The sequence below is a fragment of the Streptomyces sp. NPDC024632 genome, assembly GCF_055559175.1.
This window is the reverse complement of sequence record NZ_JBVHLD010000001.1, coordinates 537,436-561,052: the sequence shown is the minus strand read 5'-3', so window position 1 is coordinate 561,052 and position 23,617 is coordinate 537,436. Positions and strand designations below refer to the sequence as shown.

At 71.7% G+C, this 23,617-nt stretch carries 19 protein-coding genes and 2 pseudogenes; 18 read left to right on the top strand and 3 right to left on the bottom strand.

Annotation, left to right across the window (positions count from 1 at the left end; translation table 11 throughout):
• Positions 1-87: 87 nt before the first annotated feature.
• A complete protein-coding gene (locus ACZ37P_RS02415; RefSeq protein ID WP_391047229.1) occupies positions 88-687 on the top strand; it encodes a molybdopterin-dependent oxidoreductase in 600 nt (199 codons plus the stop codon).
• Between the two features lie 40 nt (positions 688-727).
• Here the strand turns inward: ACZ37P_RS02415 and def are convergent, their stop codons facing one another.
• The gene (def, locus tag ACZ37P_RS02410) at positions 728-1,321 is read right to left on the bottom strand and encodes a peptide deformylase (protein ID WP_467344396.1); all 594 of its coding nucleotides are present in this window, start codon (positions 1,319-1,321) and stop codon (positions 728-730) included.
• A gap of 76 nt (positions 1,322-1,397) precedes the next feature.
• Between def and ACZ37P_RS02405 the strand changes: the two genes are divergently transcribed.
• The 7 genes from ACZ37P_RS02405 (at position 1,398) to ACZ37P_RS02375 (ending at position 6,400) form a co-directional block, all read left to right on the top strand.
• Positions 1,398-1,949, top strand: a complete 552-nt coding sequence (locus ACZ37P_RS02405; RefSeq protein ID WP_391047226.1) for a winged helix-turn-helix domain-containing protein — start codon at positions 1,398-1,400, stop codon at positions 1,947-1,949.
• Positions 1,950-2,459: 510 nt separating this feature from the next.
• Positions 2,460-2,651: a hypothetical protein gene (locus ACZ37P_RS02400; RefSeq protein ID WP_467344394.1), complete on the top strand. Its 192-nt coding sequence runs from the start codon at positions 2,460-2,462 to the stop codon at positions 2,649-2,651.
• 211 nt (positions 2,652-2,862) lie between these two features.
• Complete coding sequence (locus ACZ37P_RS02395) at positions 2,863-3,441, top strand: TetR/AcrR family transcriptional regulator (RefSeq protein WP_355334633.1); 579 nt, start codon at positions 2,863-2,865, stop codon at positions 3,439-3,441.
• A 6-nt stretch (positions 3,442-3,447) separates the two neighbouring features.
• On the top strand, positions 3,448-4,662 hold the full coding sequence (locus tag ACZ37P_RS02390; protein ID WP_467344392.1) for a GDSL-type esterase/lipase family protein: 1,215 nt from the start codon (positions 3,448-3,450) through the stop codon (positions 4,660-4,662).
• Between the two features lie 165 nt (positions 4,663-4,827).
• Positions 4,828-5,244, top strand: a complete 417-nt coding sequence (locus ACZ37P_RS02385; protein WP_467344391.1) for a hypothetical protein — start codon at positions 4,828-4,830, stop codon at positions 5,242-5,244.
• A 92-nt stretch (positions 5,245-5,336) separates the two neighbouring features.
• The gene (locus ACZ37P_RS02380) at positions 5,337-6,275 is read left to right on the top strand and encodes a tol-pal system YbgF family protein (protein WP_467344390.1); all 939 of its coding nucleotides are present in this window, start codon (positions 5,337-5,339) and stop codon (positions 6,273-6,275) included.
• A complete protein-coding gene (locus ACZ37P_RS02375; RefSeq protein WP_467344389.1) occupies positions 6,239-6,400 on the top strand; it encodes an MmyB family transcriptional regulator in 162 nt (53 codons plus the stop codon). The genes ACZ37P_RS02380 and ACZ37P_RS02375 overlap by 37 nt, the downstream gene beginning before the upstream one ends.
• A gap of 51 nt (positions 6,401-6,451) precedes the next feature.
• Here ACZ37P_RS02375 and ACZ37P_RS02370 read toward each other — a convergent pair whose 3' ends face one another.
• Positions 6,452-7,372: a phosphotransferase gene (locus ACZ37P_RS02370; protein ID WP_467344388.1), complete on the bottom strand. Its 921-nt coding sequence runs from the start codon at positions 7,370-7,372 to the stop codon at positions 6,452-6,454.
• A gap of 416 nt (positions 7,373-7,788) precedes the next feature.
• Here ACZ37P_RS02370 and ACZ37P_RS02365 point away from each other — a divergent pair, with 416 nt between their 5' ends.
• Positions 7,789-8,217: a DUF5959 family protein gene (locus ACZ37P_RS02365; protein WP_467344387.1), complete on the top strand. Its 429-nt coding sequence runs from the start codon at positions 7,789-7,791 to the stop codon at positions 8,215-8,217.
• Here ACZ37P_RS02365 and ACZ37P_RS02360 read toward each other — a convergent pair.
• Positions 8,209-9,011, bottom strand: a pseudogene (locus ACZ37P_RS02360) (IS5 family transposase). The gene ACZ37P_RS02365 and the pseudogene ACZ37P_RS02360 sit on opposite strands and share 9 nt — an antisense overlap.
• A gap of 209 nt (positions 9,012-9,220) precedes the next feature.
• Between ACZ37P_RS02360 and ACZ37P_RS02355 the strand changes: the two are divergent.
• The 9 genes and pseudogenes from ACZ37P_RS02355 (at position 9,221) to ACZ37P_RS02315 (ending at position 23,486) form a co-directional block, all read left to right on the top strand.
• Positions 9,221-10,279, top strand: a complete 1,059-nt coding sequence (locus tag ACZ37P_RS02355; protein WP_355334624.1) for a LacI family DNA-binding transcriptional regulator — start codon at positions 9,221-9,223, stop codon at positions 10,277-10,279.
• A gap of 238 nt (positions 10,280-10,517) precedes the next feature.
• A complete protein-coding gene (araB, locus tag ACZ37P_RS02350; protein ID WP_467344386.1) occupies positions 10,518-12,194 on the top strand; it encodes a ribulokinase in 1,677 nt (558 codons plus the stop codon).
• 75 nt (positions 12,195-12,269) lie between these two features.
• Positions 12,270-13,145, top strand: coding sequence for an L-ribulose-5-phosphate 4-epimerase (locus ACZ37P_RS02345; protein ID WP_467344385.1), 876 nt, complete (start codon positions 12,270-12,272; stop codon positions 13,143-13,145).
• Positions 13,142-14,647, top strand: a complete 1,506-nt coding sequence (gene araA, locus ACZ37P_RS02340) for an L-arabinose isomerase (RefSeq protein ID WP_402712209.1) — start codon at positions 13,142-13,144, stop codon at positions 14,645-14,647. Before ACZ37P_RS02345 ends, araA begins: the two co-directional genes overlap by 4 nt.
• Positions 14,648-15,100: 453 nt before the next feature.
• Positions 15,101-16,198, top strand: a complete 1,098-nt coding sequence (locus ACZ37P_RS02335; RefSeq protein WP_467344384.1) for a substrate-binding domain-containing protein — start codon at positions 15,101-15,103, stop codon at positions 16,196-16,198.
• Positions 16,198-16,572 (top strand): annotated as a pseudogene (locus tag ACZ37P_RS02330) (ATP-binding cassette domain-containing protein); the annotation flags it as partial. The gene ACZ37P_RS02335 and the pseudogene ACZ37P_RS02330, both read left to right, overlap by 1 nt.
• A gap of 61 nt (positions 16,573-16,633) precedes the next feature.
• Complete coding sequence (locus ACZ37P_RS02325; RefSeq protein ID WP_467344383.1) at positions 16,634-17,920, top strand: sugar ABC transporter ATP-binding protein; 1,287 nt, start codon at positions 16,634-16,636, stop codon at positions 17,918-17,920.
• A 61-nt stretch (positions 17,921-17,981) separates the two neighbouring features.
• Positions 17,982-18,998, top strand: a complete 1,017-nt coding sequence (locus tag ACZ37P_RS02320; RefSeq protein ID WP_467344382.1) for an ABC transporter permease — start codon at positions 17,982-17,984, stop codon at positions 18,996-18,998.
• Positions 18,999-19,343: 345 nt separating this feature from the next.
• A complete protein-coding gene (locus tag ACZ37P_RS02315; protein ID WP_467344381.1) occupies positions 19,344-23,486 on the top strand; it encodes a beta-galactosidase in 4,143 nt (1,380 codons plus the stop codon).
• The last annotated feature ends 131 nt before the right edge of the window (positions 23,487-23,617 follow it).

Genomic DNA, 23,617 nt, shown 5'->3' with positions numbered 1-23,617 from the left:
CAGCGCGCCACTGGATCTCCACCGCACCACCGGGACCGCCGCCGTGCCATCGACCCGCATCGACCCGCAGGGAAGGACGATCACCCAGTGGGAAACGACGAGCTTCCCCCGGGACAGCGCAAGGTCAGGGGCTGGCCCGTCTCGCACTACGGACCCGTGCCCAGATTCCGGGCGGACCGGTGGAGCCTGAAGGTGTTCGGCGCCACCGCCGCCGGCGGCGAACACACGTGGACCCTTGAGGAGTTCAGCGCGCTGCCGCGCGCCACGGTCGCCGCCGACCTGCACTGCGCGTCCGGGACGACCTCGACCGGCCACGAGTGGTTCGGCGTCACCGCCCGCACCCTGCTGGACCTGGCGCCCCCGGCGCCGCACGCCACCCACGTCATGGCCTGGGCGGAGTACGGCTACAGCGCCAATCTCCGGCTCGCCGACTTCACCGCCGACGGCACCCTGCTGGCCACCCACCACAACGGTGACCAGCTCACCGCGGAACACGGCTTCCCCGTACGCCTGGTCGTACCGCATCTGTACAGCTGGAAGGGGCCCAAGTGGCTCCGTGCCATCGAGTACATGACGACGGACCGGCGCGGCTTCTGGGAGGAGCGCGGCCACCACAACCTCGCGGACCCCTGGAAGGAACAGCGCTACACCCACCAGGAGGAGGACGGCGACGGCCCGGCGGTGTGACGACCGGCCTGACGCGTCCCCCGAGCCCCGTGCGCGGAGGTCAGCGGCCCAACTCGGCGGCCCTGGCCGCGCGCAGGGCGAAGACGTGTTCGCGGCGGTCGGCCATCTGACGCAGCGCATCGCGCCGGTCGCGCCGTGAGAGGCGGTCGAGGTAGAGGCGGCCGTCCAGGTGGTCGGTCTCGTGCTGGAGGCAGCGCCCGAACTGGCCGTTGCCCGCGATGACGACCGGCTCGCCGTACTGGTCGAAGCCGCGCGCCACGGCGTGGTCGGTGCGCGGCACGTCCACCGTCGCGCCCGGCACCGACAGACAGCCCTCGGCGTCGTCGACGAGCCGCCGGTCGGCAGGCGCGGGTTCGTCGAGCACGGGATTGACGAGGTGCCCGGTGTGGTGGACGCCGTCGTCGTCCCAGCAGTCGTACACGAACAGCCGCAGGCCGACGCCCACTTGATTGGCCGCCAGGCCCGCGCCGTCGGCGACGTGCATGGTGAGCACCATGTCCTCGATCAGCTCGGCCAGTTCCGCGGTCCCGAATTCGGTCACCTCGCGGCAGGGGCGGTGCAGGATGTCGTCGCCGGTGACGGTGATGGCGCGCACGACGGCGCGCTCGGACACGTCGAAGGGGCGGGAGACCAAGGGGCTCACTCTCCTCGGAGCGGTGGCGTCGGGCAGGAGCTTGCAAAGCTCTTTGCAAAGTAGCAGGCTTTGCAAAGTGACTGAAGAAGAAGCGGAGACCGGAACGTCGGCGGACAGCGGTCTGCCCGACCACGACGTACGCCGCGACCTGCTCGGCCTGCTCGCCGAGGTCGGTACGGTCACGGCCACACAGGCGGCCGGGCGGCTCGGCTACAGCTCCGGCCTGTGCTCGTTCCATCTGCGGCAACTCGCGCGCTACGGCTACATCGAGGAGGCCCCGCACAGCGGTGGCCGCGCCCGGCCGTGGCGGATCCGGCAGGCGGGGGAGCCCGAGAAGGGGGAGGGTCCCGCGACGGAATTCGGGGAGCTGGCCCGCGGGTTGGAGGACGAGAGCTACCGGCGCTGGCAGACCCAGCGCGACAGCGCTCCCGCCCCGTGGCGGCAGGACGAGGCGTTCAGCGCGGTCGCGTATCTGACCCCGGAGGAGATGGCCGCCGTGGCCGACGCGATCCGGCAGACCCTCGCCCGCTACCGCGACCGGGAGCCGAATCCGGCGGCCCGCCCCGCCGCGGCCCGTCCGGTCGCGGTCGTCGCACGGCTCTTCCCGCTGCTGCCCGACGAGGGCTAGGGCCTGAGGTCGCAGGGTGTCGATGCGGGCGTACGGGGGCCGGCGCGGGAGAACCGGCGTCGGTCACAGGGCGTTGCGCGCGCCCCAGCGTCCGCGGCGCCTTCTTGTGCGGGCCGCCGAGGTGGCCCAACAGCACGAGCGCCGGCTGTTCTGGGCGGGAAAGCGGCGGCCGGAGCGGGCCATTGACCTCACCCATGGCGACGTCTCGTTCACGGACACCTTTTGACGTCGTCCGCGCGGTGAACCGCACAGAAGACAGGCGGTGTTGCGCTCGGGAAGCGTCCGGGCGATCCCGGCGCCTGCGGTGACGTCCACGCGGGCCGTCCACGCCGTGAGGAGGACAGGGAGCACCCCGTCAGAACCGGCCTTCATGGATTCCACCTCCTCGCCTGGTGTGACGGTCCTGCGGACGCTACCAACGGCGCATCGCCCGCCCAACCGGTTTTACGGCCAAGCCCGCCCCGGCTCCGGCGCGTCGGTGCGGCCGGAACGGATGGATAGGCTCCCCGCGTGGACGCCCGCGTGGACGCCCGCATCGACGCCCGCGTGGAGATCGTCCGGGAGATCAGCCCGGAGACCGGTCAGGAACTCGGCGACGCCTTCGCCCGGCTGCTGCCGCAGCTGTCCGCGACGGCACGGCCCCTCGCGCGGCTGGCCTTCCGGGCCCGCGAGTCGACGGTCTACCGCTTCCCGATCGACTAGCCGGGCCCCGGGCCCTTCTGTCCCACGGCGAGTGGGCTCTACGGCGAGCGGCCCCCGCGGTGAGCGGCCCGACACCGAGCGGTCCCACGCCGCGCGGCCTCACGGCGGCGGTCCGACCATGAGCGGGGGGCGCCGTTACATCGGGCTGCGGTCATTTGCCTAAAGGCTTTAGGTATGTGCATGATGGACTTAGGTAACGAGGAGGACGGCTGTGGTGCGCGTAGGGCTGACACGGGAGCGTTTGGTGCGGGCGGGGGCGGAGCTGGCCGACGAGGTCGGGTTCGACGCGGTGACCGTCTCCGAGCTGGCCAGGCGGTTCGACGTGAAGGTCGCGAGCCTGTATTCGCACGTGCGGAATTCGCACGATCTCCAGACCGGGATCGCGCAGCTCGCACTGGCGGAAATGGCCGATCGCGGTGCCGCCGCCCTGGCGGGCCGGGCCGGGAAGGACGCGCTCGCCGGGCTGGCGAACGTGTACCGCGACTACGCCCGGGAGCACCCCGGACGGTACGCGGCGGCCCAGTTCCGCCTCGATCCGCAGGCCGCCGCCGCGAGCGCGGGCGGGCGGCACGCGGAGATGACACGGGCGATCCTGCGCGGCTACGACCTCGACGAGCCAGACCAGACGCACGCGGTGCGGCTGCTCGGGAGCGTGTTCAACGGCTACGTCGGCCTGGAGATGGGCGGCGGGTTCAGCCACAGCGCGCCCGACACCCAGGACACCTGGGAACGCGTCATCGACGCCCTCGACGCCCTGTTGAAGAACTGGCCGGAAAAAGACGGAAGTTGAAGAGCAATGCCTACCGAGAACGACGCACGGACCGAACACGGCGACTGGACCACGACCCTGTTCACCACACCCGAGGGCGCGGAACTGGTGCGCGGCGCGCTGGAGTTGGAGCCCACCGGACACGGCGTACTGCCGCACCGGCTGCCCGCGCGGGCCCGCGCCCAGTGCGCCGACGCCCAGCTCGCCATGGCCGAGTCCCAACCCTCCGGCGTACGGCTGGTGTTCCGCACCCGCGCCACCACCGTGGAGCTGGACACGCTGCCCACCAAGCGCGTGTACGCGGGCGCGCCGCCGCGCCCCGACGGCCTCTACGACCTGCTGGTCGACGGCCGCCCCGCGGGCCAGGGCAGCGTGGCCGGCGGCCACACCCTGACCGTCGACATGAGCACCGGAACCGCCGAGCACAAGCCCGGTGACCCCGGCACCCTCCGCTTCGCCGAACTGCCCGACGCGGACAAGGACATCGAGATCTGGCTGCCGCACAACGAGACGACCGAGATCGTCGCGCTGCGCACCGACGCGCCCGTCGGGCCGGTCCCCGACCGGGGCCGTAAGGTCTGGCTGCACCACGGCAGTTCGATCAGCCACGGCTCCGACGCGGCGAGCCCCACCACCACATGGCCCGCCCTCGCGGCCTCCCTCGGCGGTGTGGAACTGATCAATCTGGGCCTGGGCGGGAGCGCACTGCTCGACCCGTTCACGGCCCGCGCCCTGCGCGACACGCCCGCCGACCTGGTGAGCGTGAAGATCGGCATCAATATCGTCAACGCCGACCTGATGCGGCTGCGCGCCTTCGGCCCCGCGGTGCACGGCTTCCTCGACACCATCCGCGAGGGCCACCCGGACGCCCCGCTGCTGGTCGTCTCGCCGATCCTGAGCCCGATCCACGAGAACACCCCGGGCCCCGCCGCCTTCGACCTCGAAGCGCTCAGCACCGGAAAGCTGCGGTTCCGCGCCACCGGCGACCCGGCGGAGCTGGCGGCGGGCAAGCTGACCCTGACCGTCATCCGCGCGGAGCTGGAGCGGATCGTCGCCGAGCGCGCGGCCACCGACCCGCACCTGTACTACCTCGACGGCCGCGAACTCTACGGCGAGGCGGACTACGCCGAACTGCCGCTGCCCGACGAGCTGCACCCGGACGCCGCCACCCACCGGCGTATCGGCGAACGCTTCGCCGAGCGGGTCTTCGCGGAGAGCGGCGCCTTCGCCGCGAGCCGGTAGCAGTACCCCTGAACAGGGCGGATGTGCGTCCGGGACCCCTCCCGGCGCAGGTGGGGACAATGGGCGACGGCCGCCGCCCACCGCCCGACGAAGGGGACCGAGAGGAACCACCCGCCCCAGGCCGCACCGGACCCCGAGCCCTGGCACGTATCCGAACAGGACGGCGTGCCGAAGCCGCCGCCGGGACCGCCGCTGGGGCCCCCGCCGGGTTATCTGCCGGCGCGGCGTCCGGCCCCCGCTGACGGGAACGAGGACGGCGGCGCGGGCCGGGCCGTCACCGGAGCCGTCAGGGGCGCGGGCGACGGCGGGCGCTCGCGCGACCCGCTGGCCGTCGCCACCGCCAACGCCTCACTCCTCAGCGCCGGTTACCTGCTCCTCGGCCGCCGGGGCCCGGTCCTTCGGCAGCGGGTGATCGCGCTCGCCGTCCTCCTGCCGATGCTGCTGGTCGTGGGGCTGCTGCGGCTCGACGCCTCGCGGACCGAGGGGAAGGTGGCCGCCGCGCGCCGGAGCGGCGACTGCGCCCAGGCGTTGAGCGCCCAGGACGGTCTCTGGTTCGGCCCCGTGCGGCCGACGCGCCGCTGACCGCGAGCGGCGACCGTACGGTACGGGCCTGCCACCGGCTCGGCGCGGCGCAGCACGAGCTGACCACCGGACTGAGCGGTGACACCCACGCGTTGACGGCGGGCTTCGACGGCCTGGCCGCCGTACTCGCGGATCTGCCGGGCCACGAGAAGATGGTCGACACCGTGCTGAACGGCTTCCTCGGCCGACTGCCCACCAAGGTGCCTTGCGACACCGTCTCGGTCACCGACTGGCTCCGCCAACACAATTCCGTCCAGGGCGACTTGGGCCGGGCGGCGGCCGTCGTCCCGAAGACCGCGCCCGCCGCGCTCGTCGGCTGCGGTGACGACCTCATGGAGGCCAAGGAGTGGGCGAAGGCCCGCGACCGCTACCAGCAGCAGCTCGACCAGTACCCCGGCGACCGGCTCGCCGCCAAGGCCCGCAGCGGCGTCGAGCAGGCCACCTTGACCATCGAGCTGGACAACGTCCGTACGCTGCTGGGCACTTCGCCCGACACCGAGCCCGACTACTGCTCGAAACCGGCGAAGTACAGCGCCGCCGCGCCCTACCGCAAGGGCACCAACCACGCGCTGTTCTACGGCGACGACGAGTACACCCGCGAACTGCCCGGCTCCTGGTCGGCCGGAGACGTCACCAAGGCGGTACTCGTGGTCTGCGTCGGCGACAAGGACTACGGCACGACGGTCACGACCTGCCCGTACGAGAACAAGCTGCTGCCCGACTTCCCCCGCGAGGTGAAATTCCGCAAGATCGCGATCCCGGTGAAGGTGTTCGAACTGCGCACCGGCAAGCTCGTGTCGAGCCGTACCGTGCAGATCGGCGGCGGGAGTTGCCCCGGCTCTCTGTCGTACACCACCTACGGCGCCATCGACACCGGGCCGCCGTCCGAGGTGTACGTCACGCCGTCCACGTCCGACATCCGGTCCCTGTTCAGACCGCTGCGCTGTACGCGGACTGGTCGCGGGTCGCCCACGAGTGCGTCGTGGCGCTGCCGATGGACACGGGCCGCGATCCCGACGATCCCGAGCTGACCGCGCTCGTCGGTGAACTCAGCCTCCGGGAAGTGGACTTCCGGACCTGGTGGGCGAGCCACCAGGTCCGCGGGCACCGGCAGCCGGGCGGGCGGCGCGACGACGAACCGGCCGACCGGGCGTAGGCGTACCGGGGCTGGTCGACCGGTCTGGTCAACCGGACTGGTCAACCGGGCCTAGACGTCGGCCAGTACGCGCTCCAGGGCCGCGCGCCCGGCGACTCCCCAGGTGGGCTTTCCGCCGGGCAGGCCCTTCTCGGCCGCCTGGCCGACGCTGATGAGACCGAGCGTGGCCCGGACCGCGTAGCCGCGGGCGCGGCGGATCGTGGCCGGGTCCGTACGGCCGTAGGCGGCGAAGAAGCGGGGCGCCGCGCCTGCGGGCAGGAGCAGCCAGGCGGCGGCGAGGTCGTTCGCCGCGTCGCCCGCGCACAGCTCGCCGAAGTCGATCACGCCCGCGAGGGTGCCGTCCGTGACGACGACGTTCGCGGGGTGGAGGTCGCCGTGCAGCCACGTCGGCGGGGCGGTGCTCTCGGGGGCGGCGACGGCGTCCGCCCAAACCCGCCGGGCGCCGTCGGCCAGGCGCGCGTCGAGGCCGCCTTCGGCGAGGGCGGCCACGCCGTGGTCGAACCCGTCGGCCAAGGACTTCAGCGGGACACCGCGGTCCGGGTTGGCCGGTGCGTCGGCGGGTGCCTCCCGGTGCAGCGCGGTGAGGAACCCCGCGAGCGCGTCGGCCGCGTGCTCGCCCCGGCTGATCGGCGTGAGGTCCGCCGGACTGCCCGGCACCCACCTCGTGACGGCCCACGGACGCGGGAAGCGGGCGGACGGTTCGCCGTCGCGTACCGGCGTCGGAACCGGCAGCGGCAGGCGCGGCGCCAGCAGCGGGAGCCACCGCCGCTCCTTCGCCAGCAGCGCCGGTGCGCGCGGCGTACGCGGCAGCCGTACGGCCAACTCCTCGCCCAACCGCCACAGTTGGTTGTCCCAACCGCCGTCCACCGGACGCAGTTCCAGCTCCGCCAGGTCCGGGTGCTGCTCCCGCACCAGCCACCGCACGACCTCCGCGTCGGCCGTCACGTGCCCGTGCCCGTCCACTTCCACCACGCGCCGTCCCGCCTCTCGCCGTGAGGTTCCCTCTGTGACCGTATCCCCACAGACGCGCCGTCCGCGCCGCCCGCCCCCTCCGGCGGGTGGTGAGGTGCGGGAGCGTTCCCCGCGCCGCTGAAAGGATCGGCTCGCCGTCCGGGCGAGAGACGGTGCCCCGTCAGGGGCGCGGGGAACTGCGCGGGTAACCCATCACCGGCCGGTGGTCCGGGGACAACCGGATTGCCCCGCTGGGGCGGGTGGTGAGGTGCGGGAGCGCTTCGGCTGAGCGCGCAGTTCCCCGCGCCCCTGAAGAGCAGGCCCTGCGCCAGCGCGGCGCACCTTCCCCGTGCCCTAAGAACTTCTCACAAAATGAGATGAAGGATGGGCTCCGTCCAGGCGAGGATCGCTCAGTACTCAGCGATGAAAGGGCCGCTATGGGCGACAGTCCTCCGAGGGAACTCATCTCCCTCTCTGATGACGAGGGGAACAGCGTCACGGTCAACGTTCTGGGACGTAATCCCAGGTGGACCTCAGGACTCGACGCCGAGATCGTCGTCAGGACGCCCTTCGTGTCCGGCCGCATCGATCTGGCGTTGTACATTTCCGACCTGGAAAGCTGGGCCGACGCACTGGGCCGGCTCGACGCCGGCGAAGACGTCGCCTGGATGGAGATGAGCAGAGGGCCGTCCATCTTCATCCAGCTCACCGGCGAGCGTGACTGCCCGGAGGTGGTCGTTGAGGACGAGTCGGGGTCGATGGTCACCGTGCGCGTCCCCCTCGTCCCGCCGGACGACTGGATTGCCGACCACCGGCAGCGCCTGCACCAGGTGATGAGTTACTGGGCGCCGTTGCTGTCAGGGTAGGGAGACAAGCCGCCGCCAGCAGATGAGCGCACAGCCGAGGGCAAGGAAGGCTTCGTGGATGTCGTCGCGGGTCTCCCACCGGATCCGCAGCCGACGAAACCAGTGCAGATGGGCGAACGCACGCTCCACGACCCAGCGCTGGGTTCCGAGCCCGGAGCCGTGCTCGGTGCCGCGTCGGGCGATCGCCGGCTTCACGCCGAGGGCCCACACGAGGCGGCGGTACTTGTCGTGGTCGTAGCCGCGGTCGCCGAGCATGACGCCTGGGGCGGCCTCGCTTGCCGCGTACCGGCGGCACGGCTTCGAGCAGCGGGATGAGCTGGGTGACGTCGTTGCGGTTGCCGCCGTTCAGGGTAATGGCGAGCAGAACGCCGGTGGCGTCGGTGATCAGGTGGTGCTTGCTGCCGGTTCTGCCCCGATCAACAGGGCTTCGTCCGGTCTGCGGGCCCCTTTACCGCCCGGATGTGGGAGCCGTCGACCGCTGCCCGGGAGAAGTCCAGGGCATTCGCAGCGCGTAGCTCGGCCAGAAGAGCCTGACGCAGCCGGGGCCACACGCCGGCTTCGGTCCATTCGGCCAGGCGGCGCCAGAACGTCATGCCCGAGCCGAAGCCGAGCTCCTGCGGCAGATATTCCCAGGCGATCCCGGTGTGCAGCACGACCAGGATGCCCTGGAACACCAGCCGGTCCGGATGCCGCTTGCGCCCGGGATACCGAACCCGACGCTCCACCTTCGGCAACAGCGGCTCAACCACCGCCCATAGCTCGTCGTCAACATGCCACGGCTTCGGCTGAGCCATCCCACGCCCCCGGATCATCAGTCCCGGAGTGATCCAATCACCTTGAAGATCATTTCGTTAGGAGTTCTAAGGGGCCCAAGCCCTTGGGAGGGTCGCCCCCGCCGGGGGGCCTGGTAAAGGCGTGTCTTCCTCCGCCAAGCGCGAGCGTACGGCCTTGACGGATGGGACTGTGAGCGCTAACACTTAGCAGCATCACGGAACGGAGAGCCATGTCTCGCACCGCGGACCCGGCAGCGCCCCGCAGGGCCCCCACCATGGCGGATGTCGCCCAGGTGGCGGGCGTCTCGCATCAGACGGTGTCGCGGGTGCTGAGCGATCACCCGAATGTGCGGGACACCACGCGCGCGGAGGTGCTGCGGGCGATCGAGGCGCTGGGGTACCGGCGCAACTCGTCGGCGCGGGCGCTGGTGACGCGGCGGACGCTGACGCTGGGGGTGGTGGCGTGCAATCCGACGCTGTTCGGCCCGGCGAGCACGCTGTTCGGGCTGGAGGAAGCGGCGCGGGACGAGGGCTACATGGTCTCCGCGGTGACCCTGCGGCGGCACACCCCGAAGGCGCTCGCGGACGCGATCGACCACCTCAGCGACTGGGGGGTGGAGGGCATCGTGGTGATAGTGCCGGAGCGGGAGGCCGTCGCCGCCCTGGCCGAGCTGAAGCTGCCGTTCCCCGTCGTCACGGTGGAGGGCGGGCACGGCCTGCCGATCCCCGGCGTCTCGGTGGACCAGGAGCTGGGCGCGCGGCTGGTCACGGGCCATCTGCTGGCCGGCGGCCACCGCACGGTCTGGCATGTCGCGGGCCCGCAGAACTGGCTGGAGGCCGAAGCCCGTGTGCAGGGCTGGCGCGCCACGCTGGAGGAGGCGGGCGTCGAGGTGCCGCCGCCGCTGGTGGGGGACTGGACGCCGCTGTCGGGCTACCGCGCGGGACAGGAGCTGGCGGGCCGGGTCTCGGCGGGCTCCGGGCGCCGCGGTTCACCCGAGGTGTCGGCCGTCTTCGTGGCCAACGACCAGATGGCGCTGGGGGTGTTGCGGGCCTTCCGTGAGGCCGGTCTCTCGGTGCCGGGCCAGGTCGCCATCGCGGGCTTCGACGACATCCCTGAAGCCGAGTTCTTCGCGCCGCCGCTGACCACCGTCCGGCAGGACTTCACCGCGGTCGGCCAGGCCAGTATCCGGCTGCTGGTCGACCAGTTGGAGTCCGGCACCACCCGCGGCGGCGAACGCGTCGTCATCGAACCGCGCCTGATCGTCCGCAGCAGCAGCAACCCGTCCTGAGGGCGGCGGTCCGTACGGGCGGCGCACGGCACCGCGGCACGGATCGCAGCACGCGTCGCCACAGGTCCGGCCACCGGACCGGCACCGAGTCCGGCAGCACGTCCCGCAGAACATCCCGCAGCACCTCTCGCAGAACGTCCCGCAGGACAGAACAGGACCGCACCGCCGCAGAGTTCACACCGCAGGGCAATCGGTACGCGACCGGCTGCCGGAGCCCCCGGCGCATGGGGAGACACGCATGATGACCGATCCTCCCGCCGTCACCGTCGGCATCGATTTCGGCACGCTGTCCGGGCGCGCCCTGGTCGTGGCCGTCGACGACGGCAAGGAGCTGGGCAGCGCCGTCCACGAATACACCCATGGGGTGGTGGACGGCGCGCTGCCGAACGGCCGTGAGCTGCCGCCCGATTGGGCGTTGCAGATTCCGCAGGACTGGCGGGACGTGCTGCGCTTCGCCGTGCCGCGCGCGCTGGAGGCCGCCGGGGTGCGGGCGGAGCAGGTCGTGGGAGTGGCGACGGACTTCACCGCCTGTACGGTGCTGCCCGCGACGGCGGACGGCACGCCGTTGTGCGAGCTGCCGGACATGGCCGAACGCCCACACGCCTACCCGAAGTTGTGGCGGCACCACGCGGCCCAGCCGGAGGCGGAGCTGATCGTGCGCCGCGCCGGGGAGTCCGGGCAGCCGTGGCTCGGCCGCTACGGCGGGCGGATCTCCAGCGAGTGGCAGTACGCCAAGGCGTTGCAGGTGCTCCGGGAGGACCCGGAGGTCTACGCGGCGGCCGACCGGTGGATCGAGGCGGCCGACTGGATCGTCTGGCAGTTGACCGGGGCCGAGAACCGCAATCCGTGCACGGCCGGTTACAAGGGCATCCACCAGGACGGCGGTTATCCGGACGCCGCGTTCCTGGCCTCCCTGCACCCGGACTTCGCCGGCTTCACGGCGAAGCTGGACCACCCGCTGTCCCAACTGGGCGCCGCCGCCGGGGGTTTGAGTGCTTCGGCCGCCGCGCTGACCGGGCTGCGCGCGGGCACGGTCGTGGCGGTCGGAAACGTCGACGCGCATGTCACCAGCGCCGCCGCGCGGGCCCTGGACCCCGGCCATCTGCTGGCGATCATGGGGACCTCGACCTGCCACATCATGAACTCCGACGTGCTCGCCGAGGTGCCGGGCATGTGCGGGGTGGTCCGCGACGGCGTGGTCCCCGGCCTGTGGGGCTACGAGGCGGGCCAGAGCGGGGTGGGGGACATCTTCGCCTGGGCGGTGCGGACCGCGACACCGCAGCCGTACGCGCTGGAGGCCCGGCAGCGCGGCATCAGCCCGCACGAGCTGCTGACGGAGAAGGCCGCCGCCCAACCGGTCGGCGGACACGGGCTGTTGGCGCTCGACTGGCACAGCGGCAACCGCTCCGTACTGGTGGACCACCACCTGTCGGGGCTCCTGGTGGGGCTGACGCTGGACACCCGCCCCGAGGACATCTACCGGGCGCTGGTCGAGGCGACGGCCTTCGGCACGCGGACCATCGTGGAGGCGTTCGAGGGCGCGGGGGTGCCGGTCACCGACTTCACGGCGGCGGGCGGCCTGCTGAAGAACACCTTCCTCATGCAGACCTACAGCGATGTGCTGAACCGGCCGGTCAACGTGCTGTCCTCGGAGCAGGGCCCGGCGCTGGGCGCCGCGATCCACGCGGCCGTCGCGGCGGGGGCCCACCCCGACATCCGCGCCGCCTCGGCCGTGATGGGCCGCCTGCGTCGCAACGCCTATCTGCCCGACCCCGCGCGCGCCGCCGCCTACGACGACCTCTACGCCGAATACCGCGCCCTGCACGACCACTTCGGCCGGGGCGGCAGCGATGTCATGCACCGCCTGCGGGCGCTCCGAGGGCGGGCGCAGGCGGACACCCCGGCTCAGCCGTAGGGCGGCGTCTCGTGGCACCGCTCTTTGTTAGCGCTCACCCAGAATGTTAACGCTCACTCCCTGCCGAGGTCCCGTATGAGCAGTCACCCCTTTCCGCCCCCTGCCGCAGAGGCCGTCGTACGTCTGCGGCAGCAGGTCAGCGACCTGCATCAGGAGCTGGTCCGCTACCGGCTGGTCGTCTGGACGGCGGGCAATGTCTCGGCGCGCGTGCCGGGGCACGGCCTGTTCGTGATCAAGCCGAGCGGTGTGGACTACGACCGGCTGACACCGGACGCGATGATCGTGTGCGACCTCGAAGGGCGGGTGGTGGAAGGCGACTTGTCGCCGTCCTCGGACACCGCCGCGCACGCCTACGTCTACCGGCACCTGCCGGAGGTCGGCGGGGTGGTGCACACCCACTCGACGTACGCGTGCGCGTGGGCGGCGCGCGGCGAGCCGGTGCCGTGCGTACTGACCGCGATGGCCGACGAGTTCGGGGCCGAGATCCCGGTCGGGCCGTTCGCGCTGATCGGTGACGACTCGATCGGCAGGGGCATCGTGGAGACGCTGGCAGTGCACCGCTCGCCGGCGGTGCTGATGAAGAGCCACGGGGTGTTCACCATCGGCAAGGACGCCCGCGCGGCCGTGAAAGCGGCGGTGATGTGCGAGGACGTGGCCCGTACCGTGCACATTTCCCGGCAGTTGGGCGATCCGCTGCCCCTCGCCCGCGCCGACATCGACCGGCTCCACGACCGCTACCAGAACGTCTACGGGCAGCAGGCGGCGGCCGATCGCGCTGATGCCGCCGATAGCGTCGATTCCGGCGGCCCCGCCGGGCCGCCCCCCGCCGGCCAGGAGCCGCAGGCCGTCGTGCGCGACGGTCCGGCCGCCCCCGTTGACACCGCCGATCCCGCCGATCCCGCCGATCCCGCCGATCCCGCCGCCCCCGCCGACCGAGGAGCCCTGGCATGACACCGTCCGACGAGCGCGAGGTCTGGTTCCTCACCGGCAGCCAGGGCCTGTACGGCGCGCAGACGCTGCGGCAGGTCGCCGAGCAGTCGCGCGCCATCTCCGACCGGCTCGCCGCCACCCCCGGCGGCCCGGTGCGGATCGTGTGGAAGCCGGTGCTCACCGACGCCTCCGGCATCACCGGCACGGTCGTCGACGCCAACTCCAGCCGGGCGTGCGTGGGTCTGATCGCGTGGATGCACACCTTCTCGCCCGCGAAGATGTGGATTGCGGGCCTCGACCTGCTGCGCAAGCCGCTGCTGCATCTGCACACCCAGGCCAATGTCGAACTGCCGTGGTCCACCATCGACATGGACTTCATGAACCTCAATCAGGCCGCCCACGGCGACCGCGAGTTCGGCTATCTCCAGGCCCGGCTCGGCATCGCCCGCAAGACGGTCGCGGGCCATGTCTCCGATCCCGCCGTCGTGGCCCGCGTCCACACCTGGATGCGCGCCGCCCTCGGACACGACGCGCTGCGCCGTCTGAAGGTGGCCCGCTTCGGCGACAACATGCGCGACGTCGCCGTCACCGAGGGCGACAAGGTGGAGGCGCAGTTGCGGTTCGGCGTCTCGGTGAACACCTACGGCGTCAACGACCTGGTGGCCGTCGTGGACGAGGTGGACGACGCGGCCGTCTCGGAGGTGGTCAAGGAGTACGCGAGCGCCTACCGGCTGGCGGGCGAGCTGGCGGCGGGCGGCGAGCGTCACGACGCGCTGCGGTACGCGGCCCGGATCGAACTGGGTCTGCGCGCCTTCCTCACCGAGGGCGGCTTCTCCGCCTTCACGACCAACTTCGAGGATCTGGGCGGCCTTCGGCAACTTCCGGGCCTCGCGGTGCAGCGGCTGATGGGCGACGGGTACGGCTTCGGCGGCGAGGGCGACTGGAAGACGTCGATGCTGCTGCGCACGGTGAAGGTCATGGGGGCCGGTCTGCCGGGCGGCACCTCCTTCATGGAGGACTACACCTACGACCTGACGCCGGGCGGTGAAGTGATCCTGGGCGCGCACATGTTGGAGGTCTGCCCGACGATCGCGGCGCACCGGCCCTCGTGCGAGATCCACCCGCTGGGGATCGGCGGCCGGGAGGACCCGGTACGGCTCGTCTTCGACGCCCGGCCGGGGCCCGCGGTCGTCGTGGGACTGGCCGACATGGGCGACCGCTTCCGGCTGGTCGCCAACGAGATCGAGGTCGTCGCGCCCGCGGAACCGCTGCCCCGACTGCCCGTGGCCCGCGCGGTGTGGCGGCCCGCGCCCGATCTGCGGACCTCCACCGAAGCCTGGCTGACCGCGGGCGGCCCGCACCACACCGTGCTCTCCAGCGCCGTCGGCGCCGAGGAACTGGCCGACCTGGCCGACATGCTCCGCACCGAACTCCTCCTCATCGACCACGACACCCAACTGCGCCGCTTCACCCAGGAGATCCGTTGGAATCAGGCGTATTACCGCCTGGCGGGCGGCCTCTGACTGACCGTCGGAGCTGCCCTCGCCCCCGCACCCGCCCCGCGCCGTACGGCCGACCGCGTCCGCGGGTGCGGCCCTGTCCGCGCGCCCCGCCGCGGGGGGAGCCGTACCGCGACGGCCACCGCGCCGGAGGCGGGTTTTTCTCTGTGCAACGTCTTGACGACCGATCAGTGAGCGCTAACACTCATAGGCGACAGCTGACGGCGCGCCTGGCGATCGGGTCAGTGGGTCCGGCCTGTTCAGCGGCGCGCTCAGCGGCCGGAACACCCGTTGGTGCCGTAAGAGATCGGCGAGTTACCGCGAGGAGAGAGCAGATGTCCCGCTCTGCGTGATTCTGTTCCTCACTATTTGTTAGCGCTCACAAAACTGGCTGAGAGGCCACTGCCCGAACAGGATGCAGCCATGCGCGACGCCCGAAAGGCCCTTGCCCGCCACGGACGATGGGGAGCCGCAGCGGTGACGCTGGCGGTGGCCCTGTCCGCGACGGCGTGCAGTAAGAGCGGTGCCGGTGACTCGTCCGCGGCCGACGCGGCGAGCGGCGGGAGCCCCGCGGCGGTGACGATCAAGGGCGACATCGCGTTCAACGACGCGAATCTCGCGAAGCTGGACGCGGCGCTGAAGGCCGCGCTGGCCGGGAAGGACCTGTCGAAGCTGCACGAGGCCATGGTGGTCAACGTGGCGGTCGACTACTGGAACGCGGGCAAGTCCGGCTTCACCAAGGGCCTGGCCGACCTCGGTGTGAAGGGCGTCTACCAGGCGCCCGCCAACGGCCGTCTGGACCAGCAGCTCTCCCTCATCCAGACATTGCGCGGCCAGGGCATCACGGGCTTGAGCGTGTCGGCGATCGACCCGACGGCGATCAAGGCGCCGATCGCGTCCGCGAAGAGCGCCGGGATACCGGTGCTGGCGATCGACTCCCCGCTGCCGCCGGAGGACGGCGCCGACCTGTATCTGGGCACGCCCAACTACCAGGCGGGCCAGAAGGCCGGTGAGGCCATGAAGCAGGCGCTCGGCGGCAAGGGCCAGGTCGTCGTCCTCGTCGGCTCGCTGACCACGTCGAACGCGGTGGAGCGGATCCAGGGCTTCGAGGACGCGCTCAAGGGCACCGGCATCAAGGTCGCGCAGAAGCTCAGCGACGGCATGGACGCGGCGAAGGCGCTCACCAACGCGCAGACCGCGATCCAGACCAACCCGAACATCAACGGCCTGTACGGCGTCTACTCCTATGACGGACCGTCAGCCGGGCAGGCGGTGCAGGCCGCGGGGAAGTCGGGCCGGGTGAAGATCATCTCGGACGACAGCGACCCGCAGACGCTGAAGTTCATCAAGTCCGGTGTCATCCAGGCCACCGTCCTCCAACAGCCCTACCAGCAGGGCTACACCGGTGCCTATCTGCTGGCCGCGTTCAAGGTGCTCGGCAAGGACGCCACCCTCCGGATCGTCAAGCCGTATCTGGAGTCGGACGGCACCACGCTCAGTTCGGGCGTCGGCCTGGTCACCCAGGCGAACCTGGCCGCGTACCAGACCAAGCTGACCGACCTGGGCATCGGCTGATGGCTTCGGGTCCGGCCCCGTACGAGGCCCCGCGGTCCCCGGCCCCGGCTCAGACCCCGGCCTCCGCCCCGGACGCGGCCCCGGCCCCCGAGGTCGCCGTCCGGCTGCGGTCGGTGAGCAAGTCGTACGGGCCGGTGAAGGTGCTCGACATCCCGAGCCTGGACCTGGCCCGTGGACAGATCGTCGCGGTGGTGGGGGAGAACGGCGCGGGCAAGTCCACCTTGATGGGCGTACTGTCCGGCACCGTCACCCCCACCACCGGCAGCATCGAGATCGCCGGTACGCCGCTCCACGCGGGACGGCCCGACCACTCCAAGGAGTTGGGCGTCGCCCTGGTGGCCCAGGAGTTCCCGCTCGTCGGGCAGTTGAGCGTGGCGGAGAACCTGCTGCTGGGCCGCCGTCCCGCGCGGGCGGCGTCCCGCACCCTGGGCCGGGTTGTCTACGACCGCGCCGGTACGAGGGCGGAGGCGCGCGCTGCTCGCCGAAGTCGGCGTCAGCGGGGTGGACGTGGACCGGCCGGTGGAGCGATTCCCGGTCCCCGTACGGCAGATGATCGAGATCGCCAAGGCGTGGGGCCACCATCCGCTGGTGCTGATCCTGGACGAACCCACCTCCTCGCTCGGCCCGGTCGAGGCCGAGCGCGTCCTCGGCCTGGCCCGTACGCACGCGGCGGCCGGCGGGGCGGTGCTGTTCATCGGCCACCGCCTGGACGAGGTCCAGGCCGTCGCGGACCGGGTGATCGTGCTGCGCAGCGGCCGGATGGTGGCCGATCTGGCCCCGGCGGAGGCGAGCGAGGAGCGGATGATCCGGGAGATGGTCGGCAGTGAGCTGGCCCGCGCCGACCTGGCCCCGCCGTCCTCCGTCGAGCGCACGACGACCCTGTCGGTACGCGGGCTGACCGCGGACGGCCTCGGACCCGTCGACCTGGACGTGAGGGCGGGGGAGATCGTCGGCGTGGCCGGGCTCATGGGCTCGGGGCGCAGCCGCCTGCTGCACACGCTGATGGGCGCGCAGCCGCGTACCGGTGGCACGGTCGTCTTCGACGGCGCCGACTTCCGCCCGCGCCGCCCCGCCGACGCGGTGGAGGCGGGGATCGGACTGGTGCCCGAGGACCGCAAGGTCCAGTCGCTGCTCCCGGCGCACTCGGTGCGCTGGAACGTCACGCTGGCCACGCTGCGCCGGATCAGCGCACGTGGAGTCCTGCGGCCGAGGGCGGACAAGGCGCACGCGGCCAGGATCGTCCAGGACCTCGGGGTGCGGCTGCGCAGCCAGGAACAGCTCATCTCGGACCTGTCGGGCGGCAATCAGCAGAAGGTGGTGTTCGGGCGCTGGCTGGCGACCGAGCCCCGGCTGCTGCTCCTGGACGAGCCGACCCGCGGCGTGGACGTCGGGGCCAAGGCGGAGATCTACAGCCTCATCGACACCGCGGCGCAGGACGGCCTCGCGGTGCTGGTGGCCTCCTCGGAGCTGGAGGAACTGCTGTGGATCTGCCACCGGATCGTGGTGATGGCGCACGGCCGGGTGGTCGCCGACCTTCCCCGTGACCGGTTCGGCAAGGAAGCGATCATGACCGCCGCGGCCGGTACGCGGAACGGCGCGCCCGGTACGCGCGACGGGGACGGGGCCGGGGCGCGGGACGGAACCGGGGAACAGGCCGGGGCGCTCGGGCTGCGGACCGGCGCCGACGCTGTCGCCGACCGTCAGGGGAAGGCACGCGCATGAACGACAACAGGCCCCTGCCGATGACCGCCGTCGGCGTCGGCACTCACGGGAAGGCGAGGCCATGACCACCAGCACCGCACCGATCGAGGCCACGGAGGACGCCGCGAGCGGCGGCCGTACGTCGCCGGTCCGCCGCCTGGCCGAGACGCCCGAGGTCGGCGTGGTCGCGGCCTGCGTCGTGGTCTTCGTCGCGCTCGCGCTGGACAAGTCGACGTTCGCCAGCGCCGTCAACCTCCAGGGCATGGGCTTCGACCTGTCCCAGTACGGGCTGATCGCGATCGGCGAGTCCCTGGTCATCCTGACCGGCGGCATCGACCTGTCGGTGGGCGCGCTGCTGGGCACCAGCGTCATCCTGATGTCCTGGTTCAACGTCCGCGCGGGACTGCCCGCGCCGCTCGCGATCCTGCTCACGCTGGCCGTCACCGGCACGGTCGGCCTCGTCCACGGCCTCGCCGTCACCCGGCTGAGAATGCCGCCCTTCGTCGTCACCCTGGTCACCTACACCGTCGCGCAGGGCGTCACGCTGGCCATCACCTCCGGCACCTCCATCACCGGCATCGACGGCACTTTCGGCGACCTGGGACAGACGTACGTGGCGCAGATCCCCCTCCCGCTGATCGTCTTCGCGGTCGTGGCCGTGGCGGCGTGGTTCTTCCTGGAACGCACCTACACCGGCCGCCAGGTGTACGCGGTCGGCGGCAATCCCGAGGCGGCCCGGCTGGCGGGCATCCGCGGCGACCGCCGCATCGTCTCGATGTACGTGACCAGTTCGCTGCTGTCCGGCTTCGCCGGGATCTTCGTGCTCGGCCGGATGGGTGTGGGCTCGGCCAGCGGCGTCGGAGTCGGGTGGGAGCTGTCGGCCATCGCCGCGGCCGTCATCGGCGGGGTGAGCCTGGTCGGCGGACAGGGCCGGATCCTCGGCATCGTGGCGGGCACGATCCTGCTCGAACTGATCAACAACGGCCTGACGACGCTTCAGGTCAACTCCAACTACACCAATATCGTGCTGGGTTGTGTGCTCGGGCTGGCCATCACCGCCGACCGGCTGCGGGCGAGAAGCGTGGCCCGCCGCGGCTGACCCGGCATCCAACCGACCGCCGCCCGACCGCCGCCGGGCCACTGGCCGCCCGCCGCCACGCCGCTGACCGACCGTCGCCCGCCCGCCGGTCGGCCGCCGATCAGGGACTGTTCCGCCCCCGGACGCACGGCCGTCCGGGGGCCGCGCCGCGTGGCGCCGCCCTCCTTCGAATCCGGCTGAATCGTTTCGGCCCGAATGGTTGCGTTACCCATCGGAGACTGCGACACTTCCCGTCGCTATGCGACTCGTTCGCACATATATCAACAGGGAATCTGCTCTTTCCTGGCTGTTCATGAGCGACCGCTGAAGCTCGCGACCACTCCCGCACGTGACGTGGAGGTAGGAATGGCTGTTCATCGCACGTACCGACGGGTGCTGCGGCGCTGTCTGGCCCTGGGGGTCACCGCCGCGCTCATGGTCGGTCTCGGCGTCGGCGTGGGGGCCGCCGCCGAACCGCCGGCGCGGGCGCCGGGCACGGCGCACGCGGGCGCCCCGCACGCCACCCACTCGGTCACCTACGACGGCTATTCGTTCATGATCGACGGAAAGCGCACCTACCTGTGGGGCGGCGAGTTCCACTACTACCGGCTGCCGAGCCAGGATCTGTGGCTGGACGTGCTCCAGAAGATGAAGGCGGCCGGATTCAACGCCGTCTCCCTCTACTTCGACTGGGGCTACCACTCGCCCGCCCCGGGCGTCTACGACTTCACCGGCGTCCGCGACGTGGACAAGCTCCTCGACATGGCCGACGACCTCGGCATCTACGTGGTCGCCCGACCCGGCCCGTACATCAACGCCGAGGTGGACGGCGGCGGTTTCCCCGGCTGGCTCTCCACCAAGGCGGGGGACACCCGCACCGGCGACCCGGCGTATCTGAAGTACAGCGACGAGTGGCAGACGCAGATCGACCGGATCATCGCCCGGCACCAACTCACCGACGGCAAGGGCTCGGTGATCGAGTACCAGGTCGAGAACGAGTACTACAACGGCAGCGCGGCGGGCCGCGCCTACATGAAGCACCTGGAGGACAAGGCCACCGCGGACGGCATCAAGGTGCCGCTGGTCGGCAACAACAACGGCACCTTCAACTCCGGTGACGCCGAACTGGCCGTCGACGCGGCCGACTCCTACCCGCAGGGCTTCAACTGCTCCAACCCCACCCGGTGGAACGGCGTGCCCGACATCAGCTACGACCACGTCCCGGGCAAGCCGCTGGCCACCGCCGAGTTCCAGGGCGGCGCCTTCGACCCGTGGGGCGGCCCTGGCTACGACAAGTGCGCGCAGCTCATCAACGACCAGTTCGCGGACGTGTTCTACAAGCAGAACATCGCCGTCGGCGCCACCTCGCAGAGCTTCTACATGCTCTACGGCGGCACCAACTGGGGCTGGCTGGGCGAGCCGCAGAACTACACGTCGTACGACTACGGCGCCGCGATCCGCGAGAACCGGCAGCTCGACCCGAAGTACGACCAGGACAAGCTGATCGGCTACTTCACACAGGCGCTCGCGCCGCTCACCAAGACCGACGCGCTGCCCGCCACCCCGACCGACAACGCGAAGATCGTCGACACCGCGCGCCGCAACCCCGACACCGGCACGCAGTTCCACGTGCTGCGGCACTCCGACTCCACCGCGACGACCACCGACAGCGGGCACGTGACGATCGACCTCGGCGCGCACCCCGGCTACACGTACGACGACGTCGACCCGGCGCTCGCGTACACCGGCGCCTGGTCGCACGTCGGCGCGGAACAGAACTACACCGGCGGCGACTACCAGCACACCGAGTCGTTCTCCGACACCGCGGGCGACAGCGTCTCGGTCGGCTTCACCGGCACCGGCGTGAAGTGGGTCACCAACCTCGACGGCAACCACGGCATCGCGGACGTCTACCTCGACGGCGCCAAGGTCAAGACCGTCGACCTGTACGGCGCGACCAAGCAGAACCAGTACGTGGCCTACCGGGCGACCGGGCTCGCCGCCGGGGCGCACACCCTGAAGATCGTGGCCACCGGCACCAAGAACACCGCCGCGTCAGGGCAGTTCGTCACCATCGACGCGATCGACGTCGACAACGGCCAGGGCTCCACCGCCCCCGTCTACACCGTCCCGCAGCAGCCCGGCACGGCGCTGACCCTCAACGGCCGCCAGAGCAAGATCATCGTCGCGGACTACAGCCTCGGCGGTAACCAACTCCAGTACAGCACCTCGGAGATCATGACGAACGCCACCATCGGCGGCCGTGATGTCGCGGTGCTCTACGGCGACCACGGCTCCGACGGCGAGACCGTCCTGCACTACGCGACCCGCCCGACGGTCACCGCCACCGGCGGCGCCGTCACCTCCGCCTGGGACCCGGCCACCGGCGACCTGCGGCTCAACTACGCCCACACCGGCCTGACCCGCGTGCGGATCAGCGGCGGCGCGCACCCGCTGCTCCTGCTGCTCGCCGACACCGACACCGCCAAGACCTTCTGGCGGCAGGACACCGCCGCAGGGCCCGTGCTGGTGCGCGGCACCCACCTGCTGCGCGGCGCGGTCTCGAACGGCTCGGCGCTCGCCCTGACCGGCGACGTCGCCACCGACGGCGCGATCGAGGTCTTCAGCACCGCCGACTCCGTGACGTGGAACGGCAAGAACGTCCGTACCGCCACCACGGCCACCGGCAGCAGGACCGGCACCGTACCGACCGCGGCGGCCGTCAGCCTGCCCGCGCTGACCGGCTGGAAGCACATCCAGGAGTCGCCCGAGTCGGCCGCCGGCTTCGACGACTCGACCTGGCAGGTGGCCGACAAGACCACCTCGAACAGCCGCACCACGCCCGCCACCTTGCCGGTGCTGTTCGCCGACGACTACGGCTTCCACACCGGAAGCACCTGGTACCGCGGCCGGTTCACCGCCACGGGCAAGGAGACCGGCATCACGCTGTCCGCGCAGAGCGGCGGCGGCGCCGCGGCCTCCTCGGTCTGGCTCAACGGCACCTTCCTCGGCAGCGCGACCGCGGACGGCCAGAAGACGTACGCGTTCCCGGCCGGAGTGCTCAAGACGACCGGCGACAACGTCGTCTCGGTGCTCACCGTCAACATGGGCCACGAGGAGGACTACAACCCGCCCAACGGCAACAAGGCCGCCCGCGGCCTGACCGGCGCCTCACTGGCCGGCGCGCCGCTGGACACGATCACCTGGCGGCTCCAGGGCGTACGCGGCGGCGAGACCCCCGTCGACACCGTGCGCGGCCCGCTCAACTCCGGTGGCCTGTACGGCGAGCGTGCCGGATACCCGCTGCCCGGCCACCCCACCGACGGCTGGACGCCGGTCACCCTGCCGACCACCGACACCACGCCCGGCGTCTCCTGGTACACCACCGACGTCAACCTCGACCTCCCCAAGGGCCAGGACACCTCGCTCGGCCTGACCTTCACCGACGACCCGTCCCGCAAGTACCGCGTCGAGATCTACGTCAACGGCTGGAACATGGGCAACTACGTCAACTACGTGGGCCCGCAGCACAGTTTCCCGCTGCCCAACGGCGTCATCGACCCGCACGGCAGGAACACCGTCAGCCTCGCCGTGTGGAATCTCGACGGCACGACCGGCGGACTCGGCAAGGTCGCGCTGACCGACTACGGCAGCTACGCCTCCTCGCTGACCGTCGCCCGGAACCAGAGCCCCCGCTACGACAAGGCCCGTTACGCCATGCCGGGCGACCCGGCCTCCGCGGTCTCCCTCCAGGTCCCCGGATCGGTGGGCGGCGGCGCGACGTTCACCGCGACCGCGACGGTCACCGTGCCCAAGGGCGGCCGGACCGCCACCAAGGTCACGGCGGCACTCGACGTACCGTCGGGGTGGACCGTGAGCCCGCGGTCCGCGCCCGCCGCCGTCGACCGGATACGCGGCGGCTCCTCGGCCGCCTTCACCTGGAAGGTCACCGCGCCGCAGAGCCCCGCCAAGGTCAACTCCCTGACGGTGAAGGCCCGTCTGACGCAGGGCCGGTCCACCACGGCCCCGCGTGACGTACGGATCGTCGGGGCGGTGCCCGCGCCGCCGCCGGCCGGGGACAACCAGGTCAGCGACCTGGAGTTCCTGTCCGCGACCAACGGCTGGGGACCGGTGGAACGCGACCAGAGCGTCGGCGACACCGCGTCCGGCGACGGCACCCCGCTGAAGCTGGGCGGCGTCACCTACGCCAAGGGCCTGGGCACCAACTCGCCCAGCGACGTGCAGATCTACCTCGACGGGCGCTGCATCAGGTTCACCGCCCTGGTCGGCGTCGACAACGGCGATCCGGGCACGGTCACCTTCTCCGTGACCCTCGACGGCAAGGCGCTCACCACCACGCCCGTGCTGAACGGCGGTTCGGCCCCGGTCGCGATCGACGTGCCGGTCACCGGCGGCCAGGTCATCGACCTGGGCGTCGGCGACGGAGGCGACGGCAACGGCAACGACCACGGGGACTGGGTCAATCCGACCCTGACCTGCACGGGCTGACCGCGGCCGACAGCGGCGACGACGACGAGCCCGCGCCACCGCGACCGCGGTGGCGCGGGCTCGTCGTCGCGCTGCCTCTTCTCCGTGGAGCGGCTACTCCTCCAGCGGGCCGAGGTCCGGGGTGTCGCGCG

Excerpts from the sequence above, each read along its gene's own strand:
- ACZ37P_RS02355 (WP_355334624.1), top strand. The coding sequence starts at position 9,221 with ATGTCTCGCACCGCGGACCCGGCAGCGCCCCGCAGGGCCCCCACCATG.
- ACZ37P_RS02345 (WP_467344385.1), top strand. The coding sequence starts at position 12,270 with ATGAGCAGTCACCCCTTTCCGCCCCCTGCCGCAGAGGCCGTCGTACGT.
- ACZ37P_RS02320 (WP_467344382.1), top strand. The coding sequence starts at position 17,982 with ATGACCACCAGCACCGCACCGATCGAGGCCACGGAGGACGCCGCGAGC.
- ACZ37P_RS02375 (WP_467344389.1), top strand. The coding sequence starts at position 6,239 with ATGGACACGGGCCGCGATCCCGACGATCCCGAGCTGACCGCGCTCGTC.
- ACZ37P_RS02390 (WP_467344392.1), top strand. The coding sequence starts at position 3,448 with ATGCCTACCGAGAACGACGCACGGACCGAACACGGCGACTGGACCACG.
- araB (WP_467344386.1), top strand. The coding sequence starts at position 10,518 with ATGATGACCGATCCTCCCGCCGTCACCGTCGGCATCGATTTCGGCACG.
- araA (WP_402712209.1), top strand. The coding sequence starts at position 13,142 with ATGACACCGTCCGACGAGCGCGAGGTCTGGTTCCTCACCGGCAGCCAG.
- ACZ37P_RS02365 (WP_467344387.1), top strand. The coding sequence starts at position 7,789 with ATGGGCGACAGTCCTCCGAGGGAACTCATCTCCCTCTCTGATGACGAG.
- ACZ37P_RS02315 (WP_467344381.1), top strand. The coding sequence starts at position 19,344 with ATGGCTGTTCATCGCACGTACCGACGGGTGCTGCGGCGCTGTCTGGCC.